We start from the raw sequence: 20,897 nt of genomic DNA on the forward strand, positions 1-20,897 counted from the left end.
TACGGAGGAGTAAAACAGATTAGCACTCAGGCAACTTGCGTAGCCTGATCTTAACAACAGAATCGAATAATTCAGTGTCGACTATGTGGCATACAAAGAAATTCTTAACGGTACAAGACCACAGTGATGCGACTGGTTGGTACGGCCGGAGTAACCACGGCCGTGACAGCGATGATGGGCAGCGGCCAGGCCCCGGTGAATTTCATTCCTGTGAGCGACGGCGGCAGCGCCATCACCAGCTACACCGTGACGGTTGCGCCAGGTGGCGCCGGCTGCACCCCAACGCTCCCGGCGACATCGTGCGTGGTGTTGGGCTTGAGCAACGGCACGGCCTACACCTTCACGGTGGTGTCGACCAATGGGGTAGGTGCCAGCCCGGTATCGCTGGCCTCGGCAGTGGTTACGCCCGTGGCGACCGCATCGGCCAGCATTCCCACCCTTTCTGCATGGGGCTTGGTACTGATGTCCGGTTTGCTTGTGTTGCAGGCTTTGGTGGTGCTGCGGCGCAAGCTACCGGTAGTCGACAGTTATGTCTGACGACCGTAGATGAAAATTGTTCGAATAAAACGTTTTAATTTAAATACGCTTTGCTAATTCTCTGGCCTTGCCTGTATAGGTGGCTGGTGTGAGCTTATATAAGCGTTGCTTTTCTGTTTCAGGAATGTCTAACGTGTGAATGAATGCATGGAGGCTGTCGCGGTTGATGCCGCCTTTGCCACGCGTCAGTTCTTTAAGTTTGTCGTAGGCATTTTCGACGCTGTAGCGCCGCATTACAGTTTGGATTGGTTCAGCCAGTACTTCCCAGTTGTTGCTTAAGTCTTCCTCCATTCTTTGTGAGTTTGCTTCCAATTTATTCAATCCCTTTAGACAGGATTCATATGCCAGCAGTGTGTAGCCAAACACGACGCCCATGTTGCGTAATGTTGTGGAATCGGTTAAATCTCGCTGCCAGCGCGAGATAGGTAGTTTCTCTGACAGATGGCGTAGCAATGCGTTCGCTAAACCTAGGTTGCCTTCTGAGTTTTCAAAATCAATTGGATTGATCTTATGCGGCATAGTGGAAGAGCCGACCTCGCCAGCGACCATTTTTTGTTTGAAATAGCCTAATGAAATATAGCCCCAGAGGTCACGGTTGAGATCAATCAGGATAGAGTTTGCACGCGCGTAAGCATCGAATAATTCGGCCATATAATCGTGCGGCTCGATTTGAATGGTATATGGGTTGAAAGTGATTCCACGTGCCATGACAAAGCGTTGTGCAAAAGCTTCCCAATCCACCTCAGGATAAGCGGCCAGATGAGAATTGTAGTTGCCGACAGCGCCATTAATCTTTCCTAGTATCTCTACATTGGCTAAACATGTACGTGCACGTTGCAGACGATGTATTACATTGGCAATTTCCTTACCGAGTGTGCTCGGCGTTGCGGTTTGTCCATGAGTGCGGCATAACATAGGTAAATCTGCCAGTTGATGAGCAATATCGCGTAAGCAGTTAATTAGCTTATCTAGAGTTGGTAGCATAACTTCATTGCGCCCATTTTTTAACATTAGTGCGTGGCTTAGGTTGTTAATATCTTCCGAAGTGCAAGCAAAATGGATAAATTCTAGTTTGCTACTTGTTTCCGGGTTGTCTGTGAGTTTCTCACGCAGCCAGTATTCAATCGCTTTCACATCATGGTTTGTACGTTTTTCTATGGTTTTGATTTGTTCAGCATCAGCTTCACTAAATTGCGTGATCAACTGATCGAAATATGCAAGAGTTGCGGCTGAGAAGGGTTGGACTTCAGGAATTCCCACCTCCAAGCTGAGTGCTTTTAGCCATTCGATTTCTATCAGAACTCGATAGTGAATTAGGCCAAATTCGCTGTAATAAGTACGCAAGGAGTTTGTTCGGCTGTGGTAGCGACCATCCAAGGGGGAGAGTGCGGTGAGTGTGGATAGTGTCATCGAGATAATCCTTGGAATAGAAAAACAAAATTTTACGTGAAAACGGAATACGTGAGCATACCAGTATTAATGTTGTACGCTAATTGGAAGTTAACCGACTATTAGTCGTGATACTTTCTGGAGTAAATAAGCAAGCTATTTCTTCAGCATATCTGTTTACGTGTTACATTAATAACGTTACTTATAGTAGGAAACACCCCCTTTAATAATTCAAATTGTATTCTATACATATATTTCAAGGAGATAGTTATGCGTACACTTAATCTGCTAGCAATATCACTTTTTTTGGGATGTTACGTTCCAGTTGTACTTGCCGCTGATGCTTCCGTAACTATTTCCTCACCCACTGATGGGGCAAAAATAAGTAGTAAATCTAAAATAAAAGTTTCCTATGAGGTAACGCCTGGCCAAAACGGTGATCATGTACATTTATACATAGACGAAAAGGAAGCCGTAGTATTACGCAAATTAAAAGGCACTCACACAGTAGAATCATTAGATCCGGGAAAACATGCCATATGCATCAAAATAGTTAACAAGGGGCATACTCCTATCGGGGTTCAAGCATGCACCAACGTTGATGTAGTATAACGAAATAACCGCCATGGAAAACCTGAGCTACGCCGTAGTACAGGTAGTGCATAATTTCGGTGCTGTTGCTGTTGTGGGCGGCGCAGCATTTGCATTATATTCAGGAGCAACTGCTGCTCTACATCAAAAGCTTGCATGGCTGGTTGGACTCGGATGGGCAGCTCAAGCAATGAGTGGTATGGGCTTTGCTGCAGTCAGCTATTATTACTACGACGAACTTCCAGATATACATGGCATTGCGATGGCAGCGCTAATTATTAAAATGCTATGCGCAGTATTTGGAGTGAGTCTCGCTATAATTTACCTACGCTATTCCGCTACTTTGGCCGTAGAACGTCGGCATCTCGCATGGCTACTGCTCACAGTGCTAGGCCTAACAGCATTGACCGCAGCAGCCTTTTTACGCTGGTTTTCTTAGCCCACCTTTAATACCCACTGCCTAAACCTCTAGAATTTTTCCATTTGATTTTTCTGTAAAACTCGGCGCATATTGATCTGTTAAACCCGAACCTAGAGCAATATTATAGGCGAAGGCTGCTACACCTTCCGCTTGGCGAGTTTATGGGTGGCCAAATTCCATATGAGTAATCAACTTTATGCAGTGACGGCTCTGGGAACGTACGGATTCTTCATTCTTAACATGCGTCACTTAACGCTGGTAATTTACACTGATAAATAGTGTTCGCCCCGGTAATGGATAGGCGTTATATTTTCCCGGAATAAATTGGCTGCTTACCGCATAGTTAAAATATTTTCGGTCAAACAAATTATTTACTGACGTGCTCAACTGCCAAGGGCCTGTTTTATGTATAAGCTTAATGTCAGCAACCGTATATGAAGGTATTTTTGTACCTAAAGTATTCGCCTCGTCATTGTCCATGAATTGTGAGTCAACATAGGTGACAGATGAATTCAATAGTGTTTGTTCATTTATTGCCCATGCTGCGCCCAGATTCAGTTTGTGGCTAAGGACTAACGGTACCTTCTTACCTGCAATATTAACGTTAGGCTGGGTGAATGCCCCGCCGGCCAAAACACCGCTTAAAAATTTTGCGTCAATATAAGTATAGGCTGCGTTTAATGAAAGCTGGGATAACACCTGCCATTTTCCATCCAATTCCAAACCTCTGCGCCGTGACGGTGGCAAGTTAGTGTTGCCAATACCCGTAGTAAAGGGATCAAGATGGATTTCATTATGAACCTTGTTATTGAATAATGTCGTTCGCCAGTTTCCATCACGGATACGTTGTTCCACACTGACTTCCATGTTTTCTGACGTCTGAGGACGTAGAAATTGAAATTGATTAGTAAAGGCTGGCGATGATTCGTAAATTTCATCTATATTTGCGAAGCGGAAGCCACGCCCAATTTTTCCATTTAACGACACTCCACTGTCGAGTTGATGACGCAGACTGAGTTCGTAAGCATTTTTTGAAGCCTTAAAAGAATCCGGTGCAGCAGCAGAACCAAATGCCGCGCCAGGAGCGGCCGCGTTGTAAATGTCATTCGCGTTTATAAATATTCGTTCATTACGCACCCCGGCCAACAGGGATGTTGCTTTTGATAAATGCGTCGTATTTTGTAAATACCAAGCGCTATTTTGCTGGTTCATGGATATTTGGTTAATTGGCTGCCCAATATTCACCGCAGCGTTCGACGTATGCAAGTCAAAATTCCAGCGATACACATCAATACCCGCTACCAATGTGCTATCCCCACCCAATGAATGCGGAACCTTAATGCGAGGTGTAAGCGAAGTCACGTTCAAATCACTATCGCGATAATTTGGGAAACCGTTAAAATCAAAATAGGATTTTTGATTTTTGGTGCGGCGTGCTACGCCCACATTTACATCCGCACCAGAAAATCGTTGCCGCCATTCAAGCGCAACTTGATTGCCATCGCGGCTGGAATAGTCCAGCGGGGTGGCAGTGCCACGTGGATCAGTCGCCACCAGGTTAATGCCAGCGCTTGGTTGAACCAGACGTGCACCGGGTAAGCGAATGTCCTGCCGATCAATCCCAACTTTCAATGCTAGCTCACCCGTGTCCAACTTCCACCGTGAATTTGCCTGCACATTGGTTTGCTCGTTGCGGTTGTTCGCACGGTATCCATCAGAAACAAATTGACTAGCTGTAAAGTCAATTCCTGCTGTACCCGAGAAATAATTAGCATTTGCCTGCACTTCAGACGTACCGTAACTACCTGCTTTAACACGAACTTGCCCCGTTGTGCCTGCTTGCGTAGGTGATTTGGTGATAATGTTGATTACGCCGTTAGTTGCACCGTCACCGTATAACACAGCACCACTGCCACGCATAATCTCAATGCGCTCAATCGAAGCGAATGGGATGGCCGACCACTGAACTCCTGAAAGATCCGCGTTGGTAATGCGTCGCCCATCCAGCAGAATTAGAGTGTTTTGCCCGGCATTTGCACCAAAACCGCGCAAATCCACCGTGGCTAATGCGGCATTGTTGCCATATAGATCTCTCGTTGAAATACCGGCTTGTTGCGAAAGTAATTCCGGTATGGTGCGGGCGCTACTATTATTGATGCTTTCGCGCGTAATGACGGATACATTAAGTGGCTTGTCAGCGTATGTCTCTTCGAATCGCGTCCCGGTGACAATGATAGTTTCGAGAGTAGGGTCTTCCGTTATGGCGTTAGCTGATGAAGTAACCGTGCACAAAATAACGGCGACAAATTTTTTGAGTTTCATTAAGATTTTCCTGAGCGAATTCCAAGGTTCCCCGTTGGAATGTTCGAACACAGGAAATGCACAAGCAAAAGGAAAGGGGGGAGACTAACCGGTGCGGCTTGCAATCCCGCCGTCCATGCGCCACCCGCAGCATTTCCTGACCTAAGGAGCCTCTGATGAGGCTCCTGTGCTCATGGCCGGTATCCGGGCTTGCAGGACTAGACGCATCGCCTTCCCATGATTACTCACAGTGGCTTAACTCAAGTTTTCCATAATATACGCGTCTTAACATTTACCACTTGCTAGGTTCTGTCTGCTATGAAAATTTAATCAGCTAGGAGAGGCCGCTGCCTTGATAAATCAGGCTGGCCCTGCTTCTTACCCATTAAATTTACTTATCAAACGAATACTGTGCGAGCGGCACGCGAATTTATGAAGCATCCAGGTTATCAACACGTCCACACCTGCTTACCGTTGCGGGGGCAGCACAGGCCTAAGGAATTAACTCCCTCACCTGTTTCCCGTTTAACCAGACGCATTCTTGTGTCTGGCACCTTAAGCGTCGCGGAGTATACCAGACGCGAATGCTTGAATTTTTAGAGGCGCCCTGCATCTTATAAAGTACATCCTAAGAACAATGGTAAAATTATCCTTTATTTGTAAGATTTAAATTAGGACTGTGTACCATGAGCTCACGCAACGAATATTTGTTTGAACAATCGCAACATGTGATTCCCGGTGGGGTCAACTCGCCAGTACGTGCATTTAAATCAGTGGGTGGCACACCGCTGTTTTTTAAACGCGGGCAAGGCGCATATGTATGGGATGCTGACGACAAGCGTTACATTGATTATGTCGGTTCGTGGGGGCCGATGATTGTTGGCCACTGCCATCCTGCCGTGGTCACGGCAGTGCAGGAGGCTGCTGCGCAAGGTTTGGGTTTCGGTGCGCCCACTGCCGCCGAACTGGAAATGGCCGAACTGTTGTGCAAACTACTTCCCAGCATCGAAATGGTTCGATTGGTGAGTTCCGGTACCGAAGCCACCATGACGGCGATCCGTCTGGCACGCGGTTTTACTGGGCGTAGCCGGATAATTAAATTTGAAGGCTGTTATCACGGCCATTCAGATGGCCTGCTGGTCAAAGCAGGTTCCGGCGCACTGACTTTCGGCCAGCCGAGTTCCTCCGGTGTGCCAGCAGAAATCGCGGCGTTGACTACAGTACTCGACTATAACGATGTGGCTGGACTGGAGCATACTTTTGCCGCGATAGGCAACGAGATTGCCGCAGTTATCGTTGAGCCAGTCGCGGGCAACATGAACTTGATTATCCCCAAGCGCGAATTTCTGGATGCGTTGCGTGCGCTGTGCACTAAGCATGGTGCAGTGCTTATTATGGACGAGGTGATGACTGGCTTCCGCGTCAGCCTGCAAGGCGCACATGGCCATTACGGCATCAAGCCGGATCTGGTCACGCTGGGCAAAGTCATGGGCGGTGGCTTACCTGCTGCGGCTTTCGGGGGGAGGCGAGACATAATGCAATGCTTGGCACCGCTCGGTGCCGTGTATCAAGCTGGCACACTGTCCGGCAATCCGGTGGCAGTGGCGGCGGGACTGGCTACACTTGAATTGGTGCAGCAGCCGGATTTCTACGAGCACTTAAGCGTGTCGGCGCGCCAACTAACCGAAGGCTTGGAACAGGCTGCTAAGCAGCATGGCGTCGACTTTTCCGCCCAATCCATTGGCGGCATGTTCGGTTTGTATTTCCGCGCCACCTCGCCGACCTCTTATGCCGAAGTGATGACCTGCGACAAGGACGCGTTCAATCGTTTTTTTCATGCCATGCTGGACGAAGGTATATACATGGCGCCATCCGCGTTCGAGGCCGGTTTCGTGTCGTCAGCGCATACAGACGCAGACATTGCGCAGACCATCGCGGCTGCCAACAAAATTTTCGCAGCCTGGTAGCATGGGACTATTTTCGCGTGCTACATTTTTTACCACGGTTAACCATTTGCGCGATTTGCCGGTGCATGGCGGAAGAGAAGTTGCTTTCGCCGGCCGCTCCAACGCAGGCAAGTCAAGTGCCATCAATACGTTAGCCAATCACGTTCGCTTGGCTTACACCAGTAAAACACCGGGGCGGACCCAACATCTAAATTATTTTGATTTGGGCGAAAATTGTTTTTTGGTGGACTTGCCGGGTTATGGATATGCCAAAGTGCCACTGGATATAAGAGCGCACTGGGAAGGGCTGCTGAGTGGGTATATACAGACACGGGAAGCATTGTGCGGGCTGGTTATCATAATGGATACGAGACATCCGCTCACCCAGCTGGATGAGCAAATGCTGGATTGGTTTGCACCCACTGGCAAGCCGGTGCATGTACTACTTACCAAGTCAGATAAACTCAGTCGTCAGCAGGCGAATATGACGTTGAGCCGCGTAAAATTGCACCTCGCGGAACATTTTCCGTTTTGTTCGGTGCAGTTGTTTTCTAGTCTGAAAAAAATAGGTATGGATGAGGCTGAGGCAGTGATTGCCGGCTGGCTTTCTGCCGAATAGCAGACAAAAAAATCCCTCGGTTAATAAGAAAACCGAGGGTGAAAATGTCTCGACTTCTTTTGCTCAAGACAGCCCGCTCAGGGAGGAGAAGCGGGAGATGACATTTAAGCATCTGTACGTGAGATTAGAAAATGATGGAAAAGTTCCAAAACAAGTAAAAATTTTAGGATTTAAGTTATGCACACACTTGGGCAATATCCACATAAACGGATGCGGCGCATGCGCCACGATAAGTTTTCGCGCGCCTTGATGCGTGAAAACGCGCTAACTACAGCAGATTTTATTTACCCGGTATTCGTACTGGAAGGCATAAATCGCGAGGAAGCTGTGGCGTCTATGCCTGGAGTTAAACGCCAGACTCTGGATAAACTGCTAGTGCAAGCTGAGGAATGCGTCAAACTGGGCATACCTATGCTTGCCCTGTTCCCTGTAATTGATACTTCGCTCAAGTCGGAAGATGCGCGTGAGGCGCTCAATCCAGACGGCCTTGTACCGCGCGCAGTAGCCACGCTCAAAAAACACTTCCCCGAGCTTGGTCTGATGACTGATATTGCTCTTGATCCTTATACTAGTCACGGACAAGATGGATTGATTGATGCTCATGGTTATGTCATGAACGATGAGACCGTCACCGTCCTGGCGCAGCAGGCACAAGTCCACGCACAGGCCGGAGCTGATGTGGTGGCGCCTTCCGACATGATGGATGGGCGCATTGCTGCCGTACGGGCTGCCCTTGACCGACAAGGATGTAAGCACACCCGTATCATGGCCTATTCAGCCAAATATGCTTCCAGCTTCTATGGCCCATTTCGTGATGCAGTTGGTTCCAGCGCCAATCTGGGTACAGGCGATAAACACACTTATCAAATGGATCCAGCCAATTCCGACGAAGCATTGTGGGAAGTCGGTCTGGATTTGCAGGAAGGCGCCGACATGGTAATGGTCAAGCCGGGCATGCCTTATCTGGACATTGTTCGGCGTATCAAAGATGAATTTAAGGCGCCAACTTTTGTGTATCAGGTAAGTGGCGAATACGCCATGCTTAAAGCGGCTTCGCAAAACGGCTGGCTGAACGAACAAGCTTGCGTACTGGAATCCTTGCTATCATTCAAGCGGGCCGGCGCGGACGGCATCCTGACTTACTTTGCCTTAGATGCGGCACGGTGGTTGAAGCAGGGATAACTGGGCCGATTAATGCTCGTGGACTTTTGTCGATCGATCAAAATATCTGGATTCCGGCCTTCGCGGGAAAGATAAATTGCATTATTTGGGTGGCCGACTCTGTGGTTAGACAAAGAGGCAATAACCAATGAGAATTGCGACAATTTTTTTATTCGTTTGTAGCAGCCTGTTCGTTTCGGCCTGTACAACAACCCCAGAAGATCAAGCTCGTTGGGCTGCATATGAGCATGAGCTAAGCACTAAGGTTGTAGACCCTCGGCCAATTATTTACGAGATGAATCCCTGAACATTCTGCCAGTTACATAAATTCGGCCTATCCAGTCTGAGAGAGTATTGCAAGTTGCGTACAAGAAACGCTGTATGGCAACCTTACTCAAGTCTATGGCAGACGCATTATGTTACTCGATAACAAAATTGGAAAAACTTAAACTGAGAATTGAGGAGCGAATATGGACATTCACGTCTATGACACTTACGTAAAAGCTAAAGATGGTCACACTATGCACTTCGACGTATTCTCTGCGGTGAAGGATGATCAGAAAGCGATCGAATCTGCTAAAGAGTGGCTGACTTCAATCGGTGAAGGCGAAGCACTTATTACGAGTAAAGAATGCAAATTCTGCCACATTCAAAGTGCATCCACCAACGTTATTGAAGCGATTAACAAAGATGGGTACTTCATCTACAAGATGGAAGGGTGTAAGTAATAGAATTTTAGTGCTCCAATAAGTAGGATTGGCAAACCGTTCGTAGCAAATGAGTTCCAAATTTGCTAGCACAGACCCATTGATTTTTGATTTAATGCGGCTACGCTATCATTTTCAGTAAGAAATTATTTCATTCAAGCCGAGGAAAGCGCGCGCAAATATAATGCTCCGATACCAGCTTGTCTTTGTTGAAGGCTTTTGCGGCATAGCGCATCTCATTTCAAACAGTTATTCTGTTACCAGACTAAATTGTGTCTGGCAACACACAGGAGTTAATCATGTCAAATAAAAAAGTGATTCAAACCCTTGACGCACCAGCCGCTATTGGCATTTATTCGCAAGCGGTCTGCGTAAATAAAACTGTGTATCTTTCCGGCCAAATCGGGCTAGATCCCAATAGCATGCAAATGGAAGAAGGTATAGAGGCGCAGATTCATCGCGTATTCCAGAACCTGCGCGCAGTGGCTGGTGCTGCCGACAGCAGCTTGAAAGATGTGGTTAAGCTCAATGTTTATGTCACTGATATAAACAGCTTCGCCAAAGTGAACGAAATCATGACAACCTATTTCCATCAACCCTACCCGGCGCGAGCGGTGGTTGGAGTGGCCGCATTGCCGCGAGGCGCGCTGGTGGAGATGGATGGCATATTGTGCTTGCAGGACTAGGCACACATTTCCTGTGCTATCTTCGCTTTGCAGTATTTCAAACGTGCTTCCCGCCAGCACTTCTGTAGCCACATTAACCAGGCTCGCAAAACTTGGAATTCACAACCGCTTCGATCTGGTGCTGCATTTACCGTTACGTTACGAGGACGAAACCCGGGTAACGCAGATTGACGCGCTTCTGCATGGTGTAAACACCCAAGTGGAAGGCGAGATTATCCACAACGAGGTCATGTTTCGTCCTCGTCGCAGCCTCATGTGTCAATTGCAAGACAGTACTGGTGTGCTGCATCTCAGATTTTTGAATTTCTACCCAAGCCAGCAAAAGCAGCTCGAAGTAGGGAAGAAAATTCGCGCCTTGGGTGAGGTGCGCATGGGCTATTTCGGCATGGAGATGGTGCATCCAAAGTGTCGCGTCGCGAGTGAGAGCGCACCACTGAAACAAGCGCTGACACCCGTGTATCCAACTACCGCAGGCTTGCCACAAACTACGCTAAGCAAGCTCATTCAATCTGCCTTGAATGAGCTTGAGCTGACTGACACACTGCCAGCCGATTTGCTCGCACGCTTGAAGCTTTCGAGCTTTGCCGATAGCGTAAGGCTGTTGCATAATCCTCCGCCCGACATTGATGAGGATGCGCTGCTTAAACGCACCCATCACGCTTGGTTACGCATCAAATTTGATGAATTACTGGCACAGCAACTTTCTATGCGAATACATTACCGCAAGCGGCAAAGTCGCAATGCGCCTCGCCTGCGTGGACTCGGCCATTATTCCCAGCGACTGTTGCAGACACTAGCCTTTAGTCTCACTACCGCTCAACAAAAAACCTTGCGGGAAATCAGCCACGATCTTGAACAAGCGCATCCGATGCAGCGACTGCTGCAAGGCGATGTGGGTAGCGGTAAAACCATTGTTGCACTACTGGCTGCCTTGCAGGCGATAGAAAATGGCTATCAGGTGGCTTTGATGTCGCCCACCGAAATACTTGCCGAACAGCACTATCAAAAATTACGTGATTGGCTGGGGCCGCTTGGTATCAGCCCTGCATGGCTTTCTGGCAGCCTGAAGAAAAAAGATAAGCAAGCCGCTATCGAACGTATCGCACAAGGCGAAACGCAGTTGGCCATCGGCACGCACGCACTGTTTCAGGATCAAATTACATTCCCCAAACTGGGATTGGTTATCGTGGACGAGCAGCATAAATTCGGCGTACAGCAACGTTTAGCGCTGCGCGGCAAGGGTGACGAGCCGCACCAGTTGATGATGAGTGCCACACCCATCCCGCGTACCCTGGCGATGAGTTATTACGCCGACCTCGACGTATCAGTAATCGACGAATTGCCACCGGGGCGCACGCCTGTAATCACTAAACTTGTTAGCGACAACAGGCGTGAAGAGGTGCTTGAGCGTGTTCACCAAGCCTGTCTCGCCGGGCAGCAGGCATATTGGGTCTGCCCGTTGATTGATGAATCAGATACGCTAGAATTGCAGACTGCACTGGATACACATCAGCGGCTGGCACAAGCGCTGCCTGATCTGCGAGTAGGTCTGGTGCATGGCAAACTAAATAGCGCCGAGAAAATTAGCGCGATGGCCGCGTTTAAATCGGGTGAAACTCATCTCTTGGTGGCCACCACGGTGGTCGAAGTCGGCGTGGATGTACCCAATGCTGCCATGATGGTGATTGAACATGCCGAACGCATGGGACTGGCTCAGCTGCACCAATTGCGCGGACGCGTCGGGCGTGGTGCTGCGCAGAGTTTATGCATTTTATTATTTCAACAACCGCTTTCTGAATTAGCGCGCGCGCGCCTGAAAATCATTTATGAAAATACGGATGGCTTTGAAATCGCTCAGCAGGATTTGAGTCTGCGCGGGCCGGGTGAGCTGTTGGGCGCACGCCAAAGCGGCGTCCCCATGCTGCGTTTTGCTGATATCACCGAAGATGCTGCATTGCTCAATTGCGCGCAAGCTATTGCTGACGAAATGCTGAGCGATTTTCAGCAAGAAGCACGCGAACACTTGCAGCGATGGATGGCGAATAGACAAGATTATCTGCATGTCTGATACTAGTTTGGCGCGCGTGCGTGTTATGCGTACTGCTTTCCGCAAGCAGGAAAAAGCTGATAGCTTGTTTTCCTCTGTGCCTAGTGGGCAGAGCGAAACGAGGAGGACGAAGTCGATTGGAGGCGTAGAATCCTGGCACACCTTCCTGCCTGATATCGATGCAGGCTATGCGCCTTGGATGCGTACTGATGGATCACTTACGTTGCGCATTCAGCAACGTTGCAAAAATTTCAGCGTGTGTAACGTGCATAACCGACTGGCAACTGCCGTGTACGATGAAGCGGCGCTACTTGGTTTGCCAGTCAAGCAGAAAATTTATACACGTGAGGTATTCTTGCATGCCGATGGCAAGCCAGTTGTATACGCGCATAGCGTGGTTGCGGCGCAGCATTTGTACGGTGCATGGCACGCACTGCGAAATTTGGGCAATCGTCCATTAGGCGCACTATTGTTTGCCCACCCGCTGGTGCGGCGCTCAGCGCTGCATTTTCATGCACTTAAACCAAATCATCCGCTATATCGACGCGCTGCCGTTGCTCTCGCCATACCACCGCAAAAGTTATGGGCACGGCGTTCGCTATTCATCTTGCACAACGCACCACTGCTGGTGACTGAGATTTTTTTGCCGGATATTCTGGCGCTGAACACATGAACTTTAACGAGCGAATAAATCTGTATATCAAGCTAACGAGGCTCGACCGCCCTATTGGTATTCTGCTGCTGCTGTGGCCAACTCTGTGGGCCGTGTGGATTGCGGGCAACGGCCAGCCGGCATGGAGCATCGTCGTTATTTTTGTGCTCGGCACAGTATTGATGCGCTCTGCAGGCTGCGCCATCAATGACTATGCCGACCGTGATATCGACAAGCAGGTGAAGCGTACCAAAGATCGCCCACTCACCAGCGGGAAACTTGCACCGAAAGAGGCTTTGTGGCTGGCGGCTGGGCTCTCGCTCCTCGCCTTTCTGCTGATTTTGCCGCTCAATGGATTGACGCTGCTATTGTCTATTCCCGCTTTGTTCGTTGCTGCCAGTTACCCCTATACCAAACGATTCTTTGCCATTCCCCAAGCGTACCTCGGTATTGCATTCGGCTTTGGTATCCCGATGACATTCGCAGCACAACTCGGCAGCGTTCCCGCCATAGCGTGGTGGTTATTATTAGCCAATGTATTTTGGGCAATTGCTTACGACACCGAATACGCGATGGTGGATAGGGATGATGACATACACATAGGCATCCATTCATCCGCACTACTTTTCGGTAAATACGATATCGCTGCGGTGATGGTCTGTTATGGCGTTACGCTGACCATACTCGCGGCAGTCGGCAGTATGCTCGGGCTAGGCACGGTCTACTACATCGGCTTATTGTGCGCGGCAGGCATCGCCATCTACCACTACACTTTGATTCGAGAACGTCAGCGCGAAGCTTGCTTTAAGGCTTTCTTGCACAATAGCTGGTTTGGCGCTGCGGTGTTCATGGGTATCGCGCTGGATTATCTGCTGCACTAGTTGAGAGCTTCGAATTTCGGCACATAACCGATCGAGTAATTTGGGAGAATCCAGAGAAACAGCTTGAGCTTCCATCTGCATAATTTTAGGATGTTCTATAACAACGGTTTAGCAAAATGCACGACGAAGATAATGAAAAATATGGGGGAGTTGGGGTTGTTTGACAATGCTTGCCGATATAGGCAAGCATTGCTGGCACATGAAAATGTTTTCTATATTACGTTAGCGGCAAGAATATTATGATTTCCGAGTCACAATACTGGATAAGCGATTTAAAAAAAAATGTAGAGTTCATCCATTCAAAGCTTGACCAGAGCGTGTGGCGAGAAGCTTCTTTTGGTGCTTTGGAAAAAAGAATTATGTTGTCTTGCTACATAGTCCGTAAGCTATTTGAGTCAAACAAAGTGATTCCCGATAACTTCAATGCACCCGTGGCGTTGTACGCTTATAAGGGCAATGGAAAAGCTGTTGATTTCCTGAATTCGCATCGGATTGACGAGCTGTACAAAACACATGCTCCAGAAGTGACCACCAAACCATTTTCATTCATCATCAATCAAATCATACATAGTTTCGTGTTCGCGTTTGTATTCGATGCACCAAACCAAGTTTCGGGAATTATTTTTAATTCGGATAGGAGCAAAAAGGATTCTTTATTCCTACTCAAACTTAAAGACCTGATCAATGCCCTTTCTCCAATTGCACAGTGCTACATTGGTAAGGCTGTTTTTCAGCGTAACGAGAGCGGTGAGATGGTGTTGGTTCATGCGGAATAATGCCGCTAACCCGGCCGTCGAGAAGGACTGCGCAAAAACGCGCAGCACCTCATTTTTACATTAGAAGGCTCAAGCCGTGCACACACACTCCGCCAGAGATCACCAAGTAGCTATGTAGGGTGGGCACGTTTTTGTGCCCACGCGGATTCGTCATTTTGGGGTAGATAGCTATGTCACGTTATCGCCGCGTAATGGCTGCAGGCTCAAGCTATTTCTTTACGGTGGTCGCTTACCGGCGCCAGTCGATTCTATGTGACGAAGCGATTCGAATAAAATAGGGTCAGAGTCGAATGGCACTTACTTAAGGCTTAATTGCATGAAGTAACGAAAGAAACAGGCTGGCATGGTGGTACGATTTAGTCGCCAAACCATCGCAACCACCCGGAGCCCGCCCGCATGCATATTCATCGTTCTGCGTTATCCAAACAACATCGCGTCCAACATTACACTGCCGCCAACGACGCATTCGATTTTTTCAATATGCTCACTTCTCCCGATCTGCTGGACACGCTGGAAACTTCATTGCCCGAGCATCGCTAGCGGCTATTTCCGCCAACAGAGAGGCTGTCCATGTTCCTCGCGCAAGCTCTGAAACCGGATCGTTCGTGCCAAGGCATCGTCAATGATGCTGAGGTGAAACGCCTGATCCACGGCTTGCCGCATTGCAGTACCAATACGGGGGCATACTGCAAAGCCCGCAAGCGGCTGCCGCTGGAAATGATCACGGGAATGGTTCGTCACACGGGCCGCTTGATCTGTGCAGAAGGCTCCGATACGTGGCTCTGGCGCGGGCGGCGGGTGCGGCTGGTGGACGGTACGACCGTGACACTGCTGGACACGCAGGCCAACCAAACCGCCTACCCGCAACAGCACGGACAGAAACCCGGCCTGGGTTTTCCCATCTGCCGCATTGTAGGGGTAACCTGTCTGTCCAGCGGCGTCGTGCTCGACGCGGCCATGGGCGGGTACAAAGGCAAAGGCAGCGGGGAGCAGGCGCAGCTGCGGACGCTCTTGGATATATTTGAGTCCGGCGACGTGATATTGGGGGACGCATTCTATGGCACGTATTTCTTGCTGGCCGAACTCCGTTCGCGCGGAGTGGACGCCTTGTTTGAACAACAAGGCATGCGCAAACGTTCTACCGATTTTAGGCTGGGTAAAAAGCTGGGGATCAAGGATCACCTGATCACGCTGTCCAAACCAAAAATCCGCCCGGAATGGATGTCGGTCGAGCAGTACGAGTCTGCACCCGACACACTCGACATCAGGGAACTGGAGGTTGGCGGCAAGACGCTGGTGACGACGATGACATGCCCAAGTACAACCTCGAAAAGCGCGCTGAAGGATTTATACAAGCGCCGCTGGCAGGTGGAGCTGGATATACGCAATATCAAAACCACACTGGGTATGGAAACCCTGAGCTGCAAAACCCCGGAGATGGGTGAAAAAGAACTGTGGGTTTATCTTCTGGCCTACAATTTGATTCGCCTGGTCATGGCGCAGTCGGCGTTGGTGGCCGATTTACTGCCACGGGCGCTAAGCTTCAAACACGCCCTCCAGCTTTGGTTGGCTTGGAGCGGGATGTCAGCGCGAGAGGATGACGAGGATAACCTCAAAAAATTACTGGCGCTGGTGGCCGAGCAGTCTGTCGGCAACCGCCCCGGACGAATCGAGCCAAGGGCAATTAAACGACGCCCCAAACCATATCCGCTACTGACAAAAACAAGGGATTTGGCAAGGGAGCAAGTGATGAAATATGGGCATCCGAAAAAGCTTAAGTAAGTGCCATTCGGGTCAGAGTCGATATAATTTGATATAACCCGCGTAAGGCGCACTCGGTAGGGCGGCAATAAGCGAAGTGCATTGCGCCGTATGATAATATTCCACAACCCGCTGATTGAGTCGTGCCGCGCATTCTCTCATCTCCGTGACGGTATTCGCCGTAGTTGGTAGTATGCTCGGGCTAGGAATGGCCTACTACATCGGTTTATTGTGCGCGGCAGGCATCGCCATCGACCACTACACTTTAATTCGGGAACGTCAGCGTGAAACTTGCTTCAAGGCTTTTCTGCACAACAACTGGTTTGGTGCTGCGGTGTTCATCGGTATTGCGCTGGATTATCTGCTGCGCTTGTCGAGAGTTTTGTAGTTAACCTAAAAATTATGATAGCTGGCCGGAACAACGCTATTCTGAAAATCAATCGATTCTATTGATTTTTGATGGTGGTGATACGGCCATTCAAGTCGCGGGTGTAGAGTATTTTTGTCGCGTTGTGATGTTGGGCTTCGCAAGCTCAGCGCCAACCTACGCTAGCCCAAGCTACGCTTGCTCAGGCTTACCTATCTAGTGCTGATACGATGGCAGAGATCGGGGGCCATTTCGGGGTACACTACATGACGGTAAGTCGCGCAGTGCGGAAGTTTGAAGAAGATCGAAAAAAATGTTGTAACGATTAGAGCTGACCCCGTGCGTAGACCAAACTTATGGAAAAGGTGGTTTATTTTCCTATACTCGCCACCGAGGCTAGCATTCCGGGCGGGCCGTTGCAGCCAACCGGCGTCGGTACCGGTCACTTCAGGATGACCACTGCCAACGATGCCGCAATGATCGATTGCTGCCTACCACCCGAGCGGGCATGACCCGCTACGGGACGGCCATACCGATCAGGCCTGCCATTGTTATGCTTTATGAAATACTTTAATAGGCCTTACAGGTGTTATTGGAATGACAATAGTTTTATTTTTCAACTTTATGTTTATGCATGCAATTGGATAGAGTGTTCGACGTAGCCATTTCGTCAGTTCACTGACAAGCCATTTTTCAGGCGACTGGCCAGGCCCCCAACCCGGTTGCCCTTTCAATCTGTTACCTTTAAGGAGTCCACATGAAGCCGAATTTCTTGCAGACGTCGCTGGCGCTGGCGCTTTTGGCCGCCGTCCCCGCACGCGCCGACCAGGTCATCCCGGACGATCTGATCGTTCAGGGCTCGATTTGCGCCGGAACCGATTGCGCCAACAACGAGAGCTTCGGCTTTGACACCGTGCGCTTGAAAGCGAACGACACGCGCATCAAGTTCGAGGACACCAGCGTTGGCACTTTCCCGAGCAATGATTGGCAGCTGACGGCCAACGATACAGACAGCGGCGGCGGTGGTAATTACTTTGCGATCGACGATATCACCGGCGCGAAAACGCCCCTGAAAATCATGGCGGGTGCGCCCAGCAATTCCCTGCATATCAACGCCAGCGGACTCGTCGGCCTGGGCACTGCGGCACCGGTCCTGAACCTGCACATCAAGACCGGCACATCACCGGCCATCCGTCTGGAACAGGATGCCAACAGCGGTTTTAGCCCGTATACCTGGGACCTGGGCGGCAATGATGCCGGCTTTTTCATCCGTGACCTGACCGGCGGCAGCAACCTGCCGCTGCGCATCCGGCCGGGGGCGCCGACCAGCAGCATCGATATCGCAGCCGATGGCAAGGTGGGCATCGGCAACACGTCGCCGGCCGCTAGCCTGCACATCAGCGGCAACCAGGGCAGCAGTCGGCTGCGCGTCGAGGACGCCAACGCCACAACGGCGCCACGCACCCTGCTGGCGCTGGTCAACAACGGCGGGGTGACCGCCAGCTATAGCGTGGCACCGGGGGTTGCCTGGGAAACCCGTGCCGACGCCAGCAGCTGGACCATTGCCCAGGCCGGGGCACCGGGGTCGGGACAGTTCAGGCTCGATGACTCGGGCAATCTGGCGATCAGCGGCACCCTCAGCCAGGGTTCCAGCCGCACCCTGAAGACCGACATTCGCTCGGTCGACCGCAACGCCCTGCTCGACAAGGTCCTGGCGCTGCCATTGTATGCCTGGCGTTACAAGTCAGCACCAGTTTACGAACGGCATCTCGGGCCGATGGCCGAAGACTTCCACGAGCTGTTCGGCACCGGCAGCGATCCGCGCCGGCTGGCACCGTCCGATGTCGCGGGCGTCGCCCTGGGGGCGCTTCAGGCACTGGCCGGCAAGGTCGCCGAAAAGGACACCCAGATCAACGCGATCAAGCGCCGCATCGAGGCGATCGAAGCGCGCTTGGCCGGTTCACTCTAAGCACTGGGGAGATCATGATGAAACGACTTTTCTGCATTACGCTAGTGCTTGGTCTGTCCATGGTAAGCAGCGCTCGCGCCGATCAGGTGATCCTGGACGACCTCATCGTCCAGGGCTCGACCTGTACCGGTTTGGATTGCGTCAACAATGAGGTCTTTGGTCTCGATTCCCTGCGCCTGAAGGAAAACAACCTGCGTATCAAGTTCGAGGACATCAGTCCTGCCCCCTTACCCGGCAATGACTGGCAGATCACCGCCAACGATTCTGCATCGGGCGGCGCAAACCAGTTCTCCATTGAAGACATCAGTGCCGCGCAGGTGCCTTTCAAGCTCTTGGCCGGCGCCCGCAGCAACAGTCTGCTGATCTCACCGACTGGGGCGATCGGCCTGGGCAGTGCTGCACCGGCGCTGAACCTGCACATTCTGAAATCGGATACCCCAGCGATGCGTCTGGAACAGGATGCCAGTGCCAGCACAACGCCGCAGACTTGGGACGTTGCCGGCAACGAAGCGAATTTCTTCGTGCGTGACGTGACCGCGGGCTCACGCTTGCCGCTGCGCATTCGGCCCGGCGCTCGGCATAACAACCTGGTAATCACCGGCAATGGCGCTATCGGCGTCGGCACGCCACTTCCCCAGGCACAACTGCACCTGTTTGGCAGCGCCGGGGGCACCCAGCTCAAGGTGGAAGAACTTAGCGGTGCCACGGCGGCACGCACGCTGCTTGAAATCGCCAACCTAGGCGAGATCGTCAGCCGTTTCGATGCCGCCGACAGTCATTGGCTGCAACAGATCGCCGCCAGCAACTACCGGCTGACCACCGGGAGCAACAGCCTGCCCAGGCTGACCTTGAGCGACAGCGGCAATCTGGCCATCCCGGGCAGCCTGTCTCAGGGTTCCAGCCGCAGCTTGAAGCAGGACATCGTGCCGCTGGATATCGGCGGCGGCAGCGCCAAGGTGCTCGACCTGCCGCTGTTCGATTGGCGCTATATCGAAGATGTAGCCGCGGGGCGCGGCAAGGATAGCCACATTGGGCCGATGGCCGAGGATTTCCACGCCCGCTTTGCCACCGGCGCCGACCCGCAACGTCTGGCGCCCGGGGACGTCGCCGCAGTGGCCTTGGTCGCGGTCAAGGACCTCGACCGGCAGCTCGCAGAAAAAGACGCCCAACTGGTCGTCCTGATGGATCGTCTGGATCGCCTCGAGCGGCATCTGGAAAGCGTCGAGAGGACCCAGCCATGAACCGACCCACCCCGAAGCCCGAAGCCCACAGCCTGGGCATGGCCGGTCGGCACCTGCTGGGCGCCGCATTGTTATGCCTGTTCGCCGGGCCGGTATCCGGCGCACCGTTGACGGTGTTTCCGCTCAGCCTGCCACCGGTCGTCGCCAGCAGCCCCTATAACGTCACCATCACGCCCAGCGATGGCAGCGCGCCTTACCATTTCAGCCTCGCCGCCGGCCTGCTGCCGCCCGGCCTGACGCTTAGCACCACCCCGGCGAATGCCACCCTTAGCGGCACCGCCGGGGCCTTCAGCAGCTATGACTTTACCCTGGCGATCGGCGACAGCATCGGCGCAGAACGCTATCTGAGAGGACTTTCACTGCCGAACACCGTGGCCAGTGGCAGCAACCTGCCGCTCAGTCCGCCAGGGTCGACCGGTCCTTATGGCATCGTCATCCTCAGTGGTGCCCTACCGCCGGGCATGGTTATCGACAGCAACGGCAACCTGACCGGGAATCCGAGTCAGTCGGGCCGGTTCAGCGCGGTCGTCGAGTTCATCGACAGCCTCGGCAACAAAACCATCCTGACGCTGAGCCTCGATGCCATCGCCCCGGAGCCAGCCCGCCCGATTCCGACGCTGTCCACCTGGGCGTTATGGCTGCTCAGCCTGGGCCTGCTTGTCCTGGGTCTTCGCCGCACGCGTATCTAGAGGAGCCTGCCGGCTGCGCACGGACCGAAAGCGCAAGGGGTTAGATCTCTTAAGAAACAATTTTAACATATTGATTTAATTTTGTTTTAATTATACACTCACATTTAAGACCAGTTTCATTCCCATTTTTTCAGCTTTTTGAGCTAGATGATGTAG

19 protein-coding genes, 1 pseudogene and 1 riboswitch are annotated in these 20,897 nt (G+C 51.2%); of the genes and pseudogenes, 18 read left to right on the forward strand and 2 right to left on the reverse strand.

All coding sequences use genetic code 11. The annotated features are described in order from the left end of the window. Positions 1 to 171 precede the first annotated feature (171 nt). The gene (locus MJ769_RS00870) at positions 172 to 537 is read left to right on the forward strand and encodes an IPTL-CTERM sorting domain-containing protein (RefSeq protein ID WP_239233975.1); all 366 of its coding nucleotides are present in this window, start codon (positions 172 to 174) and stop codon (positions 535 to 537) included. A 39-nt stretch (positions 538 to 576) separates the two neighbouring features. Here MJ769_RS00870 and purB read toward each other — a convergent pair whose 3' ends face one another. Next, positions 577 to 1,947, reverse strand: coding sequence for an adenylosuccinate lyase (gene purB / locus MJ769_RS00875; RefSeq protein ID WP_239233958.1), 1,371 nt, complete (start codon positions 1,945 to 1,947; stop codon positions 577 to 579). Positions 1,948 to 2,196: 249 nt separating this feature from the next. Between purB and MJ769_RS00880 the strand changes: the two genes are divergently transcribed. After that, a complete protein-coding gene (locus MJ769_RS00880; protein WP_239233959.1) occupies positions 2,197 to 2,538 on the forward strand; it encodes a hypothetical protein in 342 nt (113 codons plus the stop codon). A 13-nt stretch (positions 2,539 to 2,551) separates the two neighbouring features. Beyond that, on the forward strand, positions 2,552 to 2,956 hold the full coding sequence (locus tag MJ769_RS00885; RefSeq protein WP_239233960.1) for a hypothetical protein: 405 nt from the start codon (positions 2,552 to 2,554) through the stop codon (positions 2,954 to 2,956). 231 nt (positions 2,957 to 3,187) lie between these two features. Here the strand turns inward: MJ769_RS00885 and MJ769_RS00890 are convergent, their stop codons facing one another. Next, on the reverse strand, positions 3,188 to 5,260 hold the full coding sequence (locus tag MJ769_RS00890; protein ID WP_239233961.1) for a TonB-dependent receptor: 2,073 nt from the start codon (positions 5,258 to 5,260) through the stop codon (positions 3,188 to 3,190). A gap of 325 nt (positions 5,261 to 5,585) precedes the next feature. Beyond that, a riboswitch (cobalamin riboswitch) is annotated at positions 5,586 to 5,812 on the reverse strand. 113 nt (positions 5,813 to 5,925) lie between these two features. Between MJ769_RS00890 and hemL the strand changes: the two genes are divergently transcribed. The 15 genes and pseudogenes from hemL (at position 5,926) to MJ769_RS00965 (ending at position 20,741) form a co-directional block, all read left to right on the forward strand. Then, positions 5,926 to 7,206 carry a glutamate-1-semialdehyde 2,1-aminomutase gene (hemL, locus tag MJ769_RS00895; protein WP_239233962.1) on the forward strand — a complete coding sequence of 427 codons (1,281 nt, stop codon included), beginning with the start codon at positions 5,926 to 5,928 and terminating at the stop codon, positions 7,204 to 7,206. 1 nt (position 7,207) lies between these two features. Beyond that, positions 7,208 to 7,804 carry a ribosome biogenesis GTP-binding protein YihA/YsxC gene (yihA, locus tag MJ769_RS00900; RefSeq protein ID WP_239233963.1) on the forward strand — a complete coding sequence of 199 codons (597 nt, stop codon included), beginning with the start codon at positions 7,208 to 7,210 and terminating at the stop codon, positions 7,802 to 7,804. Positions 7,805 to 7,981: 177 nt separating this feature from the next. Further along, positions 7,982 to 8,986 (forward strand): porphobilinogen synthase, encoded by a 1,005-nt coding sequence (gene hemB, locus MJ769_RS00905; protein ID WP_239233964.1) that lies wholly within the window; start codon positions 7,982 to 7,984, stop codon positions 8,984 to 8,986. A gap of 449 nt (positions 8,987 to 9,435) precedes the next feature. Continuing rightward, positions 9,436 to 9,693 (forward strand): DUF2024 family protein, encoded by a 258-nt coding sequence (locus MJ769_RS00910; protein WP_239233965.1) that lies wholly within the window; start codon positions 9,436 to 9,438, stop codon positions 9,691 to 9,693. A gap of 278 nt (positions 9,694 to 9,971) precedes the next feature. Then, positions 9,972 to 10,358 carry a RidA family protein gene (locus MJ769_RS00915; protein WP_239233966.1) on the forward strand — a complete coding sequence of 129 codons (387 nt, stop codon included), beginning with the start codon at positions 9,972 to 9,974 and terminating at the stop codon, positions 10,356 to 10,358. After that, a complete protein-coding gene (recG, locus tag MJ769_RS00920; protein ID WP_445083049.1) occupies positions 10,333 to 12,426 on the forward strand; it encodes an ATP-dependent DNA helicase RecG in 2,094 nt (697 codons plus the stop codon). The genes MJ769_RS00915 and recG overlap by 26 nt, the downstream gene beginning before the upstream one ends. Beyond that, positions 12,419 to 13,078, forward strand: coding sequence for a chorismate--pyruvate lyase family protein (locus tag MJ769_RS00925; protein ID WP_239233968.1), 660 nt, complete (start codon positions 12,419 to 12,421; stop codon positions 13,076 to 13,078). Before recG ends, MJ769_RS00925 begins: the two co-directional genes overlap by 8 nt. Beyond that, positions 13,075 to 13,938: a 4-hydroxybenzoate octaprenyltransferase gene (gene ubiA, locus MJ769_RS00930; protein ID WP_239233969.1), complete on the forward strand. Its 864-nt coding sequence runs from the start codon at positions 13,075 to 13,077 to the stop codon at positions 13,936 to 13,938. The genes MJ769_RS00925 and ubiA overlap by 4 nt, the downstream gene beginning before the upstream one ends. A gap of 239 nt (positions 13,939 to 14,177) precedes the next feature. Then, on the forward strand, positions 14,178 to 14,714 hold the full coding sequence (locus MJ769_RS00935) for a hypothetical protein (protein ID WP_239233970.1): 537 nt from the start codon (positions 14,178 to 14,180) through the stop codon (positions 14,712 to 14,714). Between the two features lie 396 nt (positions 14,715 to 15,110). Further along, positions 15,111 to 16,496, forward strand: a pseudogene (locus tag MJ769_RS00940) (IS4 family transposase). Between the two features lie 115 nt (positions 16,497 to 16,611). After that, entirely contained in the window at positions 16,612 to 16,863 is a 252-nt protein-coding gene (locus MJ769_RS00945) for a hypothetical protein (protein WP_320412141.1), read from the forward strand. A 335-nt stretch (positions 16,864 to 17,198) separates the two neighbouring features. Continuing rightward, positions 17,199 to 17,354, forward strand: coding sequence for a hypothetical protein (locus tag MJ769_RS00950; RefSeq protein WP_239233971.1), 156 nt, complete (start codon positions 17,199 to 17,201; stop codon positions 17,352 to 17,354). A gap of 245 nt (positions 17,355 to 17,599) precedes the next feature. Next, positions 17,600 to 18,811, forward strand: a complete 1,212-nt coding sequence (locus MJ769_RS00955; protein ID WP_239233972.1) for a tail fiber domain-containing protein — start codon at positions 17,600 to 17,602, stop codon at positions 18,809 to 18,811. A 14-nt stretch (positions 18,812 to 18,825) separates the two neighbouring features. Next, positions 18,826 to 20,052 (forward strand): tail fiber domain-containing protein, encoded by a 1,227-nt coding sequence (locus MJ769_RS00960; RefSeq protein ID WP_239233973.1) that lies wholly within the window; start codon positions 18,826 to 18,828, stop codon positions 20,050 to 20,052. Next, positions 20,049 to 20,741: an IPTL-CTERM sorting domain-containing protein gene (locus MJ769_RS00965; RefSeq protein WP_239233974.1), complete on the forward strand. Its 693-nt coding sequence runs from the start codon at positions 20,049 to 20,051 to the stop codon at positions 20,739 to 20,741. Before MJ769_RS00960 ends, MJ769_RS00965 begins: the two co-directional genes overlap by 4 nt. Positions 20,742 to 20,897: the final 156 nt, after the last annotated feature.

Source organism: Candidatus Nitrotoga sp. BS, assembly GCF_927797785.1.
Taxonomy (GTDB): Bacteria; Pseudomonadota; Gammaproteobacteria; order Burkholderiales; family Gallionellaceae; genus Nitrotoga.

What these genes read in the sequence shown, in the direction of transcription:
- ubiA (WP_239233969.1), top strand. Translation starts at nt 13,075, where the DNA reads ATGAACTTTAACGAGCGAATAAATCTGTATATCAAGCTAACGAGGCTC.
- MJ769_RS00950 (WP_239233971.1), top strand. Translation starts at nt 17,199, where the DNA reads ATGGAAAAGGTGGTTTATTTTCCTATACTCGCCACCGAGGCTAGCATT.
- MJ769_RS00885 (WP_239233960.1), top strand. Translation starts at nt 2,552, where the DNA reads ATGGAAAACCTGAGCTACGCCGTAGTACAGGTAGTGCATAATTTCGGT.
- purB (WP_239233958.1), bottom strand. Translation starts at nt 1,947, where the DNA reads ATGACACTATCCACACTCACCGCACTCTCCCCCTTGGATGGTCGCTAC.
- MJ769_RS00935 (WP_239233970.1), top strand. Translation starts at nt 14,178, where the DNA reads ATGATTTCCGAGTCACAATACTGGATAAGCGATTTAAAAAAAAATGTA.
- MJ769_RS00890 (WP_239233961.1), bottom strand. Translation starts at nt 5,260, where the DNA reads ATGAAACTCAAAAAATTTGTCGCCGTTATTTTGTGCACGGTTACTTCA.
- MJ769_RS00965 (WP_239233974.1), top strand. Translation starts at nt 20,049, where the DNA reads ATGAACCGACCCACCCCGAAGCCCGAAGCCCACAGCCTGGGCATGGCC.
- MJ769_RS00960 (WP_239233973.1), top strand. Translation starts at nt 18,826, where the DNA reads ATGATGAAACGACTTTTCTGCATTACGCTAGTGCTTGGTCTGTCCATG.
- MJ769_RS00870 (WP_239233975.1), top strand. Translation starts at nt 172, where the DNA reads ATGATGGGCAGCGGCCAGGCCCCGGTGAATTTCATTCCTGTGAGCGAC.
- hemB (WP_239233964.1), top strand. Translation starts at nt 7,982, where the DNA reads ATGCACACACTTGGGCAATATCCACATAAACGGATGCGGCGCATGCGC.
- MJ769_RS00880 (WP_239233959.1), top strand. Translation starts at nt 2,197, where the DNA reads ATGCGTACACTTAATCTGCTAGCAATATCACTTTTTTTGGGATGTTAC.
- recG (WP_445083049.1), top strand. Translation starts at nt 10,333, where the DNA reads ATGGCATATTGTGCTTGCAGGACTAGGCACACATTTCCTGTGCTATCT.
- MJ769_RS00925 (WP_239233968.1), top strand. Translation starts at nt 12,419, where the DNA reads ATGTCTGATACTAGTTTGGCGCGCGTGCGTGTTATGCGTACTGCTTTC.
- hemL (WP_239233962.1), top strand. Translation starts at nt 5,926, where the DNA reads ATGAGCTCACGCAACGAATATTTGTTTGAACAATCGCAACATGTGATT.
- MJ769_RS00910 (WP_239233965.1), top strand. Translation starts at nt 9,436, where the DNA reads ATGGACATTCACGTCTATGACACTTACGTAAAAGCTAAAGATGGTCAC.
- yihA (WP_239233963.1), top strand. Translation starts at nt 7,208, where the DNA reads ATGGGACTATTTTCGCGTGCTACATTTTTTACCACGGTTAACCATTTG.
- MJ769_RS00955 (WP_239233972.1), top strand. Translation starts at nt 17,600, where the DNA reads ATGAAGCCGAATTTCTTGCAGACGTCGCTGGCGCTGGCGCTTTTGGCC.
- MJ769_RS00915 (WP_239233966.1), top strand. Translation starts at nt 9,972, where the DNA reads ATGTCAAATAAAAAAGTGATTCAAACCCTTGACGCACCAGCCGCTATT.